The organism is Streptomyces sp. SID3212 (assembly GCF_009865405.1).
Lineage (GTDB): Bacteria > Actinomycetota > Actinomycetes > Streptomycetales > Streptomycetaceae > Streptomyces.
In genome coordinates this window covers 1-1946 of sequence record NZ_WWJY01000628.1, presented here as the reverse complement: position 1 = coordinate 1946, position 1946 = coordinate 1, and the positions used below count along the sequence as shown (strand labels likewise).

Genomic DNA, 1946 nt, shown 5'->3' with positions numbered 1-1946 from the left:
CACTGCCGCGCGGGTCGGTCACCCGGTCGCGGTCGCCGTGGAGCAGGACCACGCCCCGGCCGCCGAGCTGTGCCACCGGCTCGTCCGGCGGGCACCAGGGAGCCAGGCCCACCACCCCGCTGACCAGGTCGTGCCCGGCCACCGACAGGGCCGCGCGACCGCCCATCGAATGCCCCACGAGCACCACCGGCACCAGGCCGATCAGCTGTTCCAGCTCGTCCAGCGCCCGGCACGCGTCGCGGGCCGCGTCGGCGCGGGTGCCGTTCCAGCCCCGGTGGCGGTAGCGCACCCGGCCCACCACCACGTCCAGCCCGGCCGTGGCCCGCAGCACCGCGCGGGTGAAGGGCCACAACCTCACGCCCGGCAGGTTCAGGCGTGACGGCGGCTCCTCGCTCTCCGAGCGCCCTCCGTGCATCAGCAGGACGGCGGCGCGGGGCCGGGTGGCGGTGCTGTCGAGCACCAGGGCCGGCGAGACGCTCGCTCGGCGGTCACGTACGGGCACGGGAATGCCTTTCTTCCGACGGGCGGCACCCAGGACCGGGCCCGCCTCCTCCGGATCTATTCGTCGCCGACCGTCCCCCGGACGGGCCGACGGCCCGTCCAGGGGCTCCGACGTGCTCGCCGGGCATTCGCGGCGCGCTTCCGGCACGCTGGAGGCATGCCGGAAGTACCCGAAGTCGAAGCCCTCCGAGAGTTCCTGGACGGCCACCTGGTGGGCAAGGAGATCGTCCGTGTCCTGCCCCTCACGGTGAACGTCCTCAAGACCTATGATCCGCCGCTCTCCGCGTTGGAGGGTTCCACGGTCACCTCCGTGGGCCGGTTCGGCAAGTATCTCGACATCGTCGCCGCCGACGCGGGGCTGCACCTCGCCGTCCACCTCGCCCGCGCCGGCTGGCTCCGCTGGAAGGACACCTTCCCGCCCGCGCCGCCCCGCCCCGGCAAGGGACCGCTCGCCCTGCGGGTCGTCCTCGCCGAGGGCGACGGCTTCGACCTGACCGAGGCGGGCACCACCAAACGCCTCGCGGTCCACCTCGTCCGCGACCCCCAGGACGTGCCGGGCATCGCCCGCCTCGGGCCCGATCCGCTCGACCCCGCCTTCGACCGGGACGCCCTCGCCCGGCTGCTCGCGGGGGAGCGGCGGCAGATCAAGGGCGCCCTGCGCGACCAGGGGCTCATCGCGGGGATCGGCAACGCGTACAGCGACGAGATCCTGCACGCCGCGAAGATGTCCCCGTTCAAACCGGTGAAGAACCTCACCGAGGACGAGATCACGCTTCTCCACGACGCGATGCGCTCGACCCTCACCGAGGCGATCGAGCGCTCGCGCGGAGTGGCCGCCGGGCGCCTCAAGGCCGAGAAGAAGAGCGGCCTCCGGGTCCACGGACGCAAGGGCGAGCCCTGCCCCGTGTGCGGCGACACGATCCGCGAGGTGTCGTTCAGCGACTCGGCGCTCCAGTACTGCCCGACCTGCCAGACCGGCGGCAAGCTCCTGGCCGACCGCAGGCTGTCCCGGCTCCTCAAGTAGAGAGACAGAGCCGCGGATCATCGGGCCCGCGGGCGTCAGCCGCCCTGCGCCGTCCCCCCGACCGACACCAGCCGCACCCCGTCCGCCGTCCTGACCTCGAAGTGGTCGATCCCCTCCGGCGGCAGCGCGGCCCCGCCCCGGGTCACCAGCGGCTCCGCCCCGTCCGCCAGCGCCTTCCAGGTCGTCACCGTCTGCCGCGACCCGTCGCGTCCGACCGCGACCAGCGCGCACACCCCCGCCGCGTCGGAACGGAGCATCTCCAGCCCCACCTCCGTCCCCCACGTCGTCGCGAGGGCCGTCACCGCCGCCTTCGTCCCGGTCACCGGGTCCGTCGCCGTCCACCGGGCGGCCGTGACCCCCCGCGACGAGCCGGGCGCGGAATCCGCGAGGAGGACCGCGAGCGGACCGCCGACCACCAGCG

General features: G+C 74.5%; 2 protein-coding genes and 1 pseudogene. 1 reads left to right on the top strand and 2 read right to left on the bottom strand.

The annotated features are described in order from the left end of the window. A partial coding sequence (locus GT042_RS18820; protein WP_161309889.1) for an alpha/beta fold hydrolase occupies nucleotides 1–415 on the bottom strand: 415 nt, incomplete at its 3' end. A gap of 243 nt (nucleotides 416–658) precedes the next feature. Between GT042_RS18820 and GT042_RS18815 the strand changes: the two genes are divergently transcribed. Continuing rightward, entirely contained in the window at nucleotides 659–1525 is an 867-nt protein-coding gene (locus GT042_RS18815; RefSeq protein WP_161309888.1) for a DNA-formamidopyrimidine glycosylase family protein, read from the top strand. 35 nt (nucleotides 1526–1560) lie between these two features. Here the strand turns inward: GT042_RS18815 and GT042_RS18810 are convergent. Next, a pseudogene (locus GT042_RS18810) lies at nucleotides 1561–1946 on the bottom strand (hypothetical protein); the annotation flags it as partial.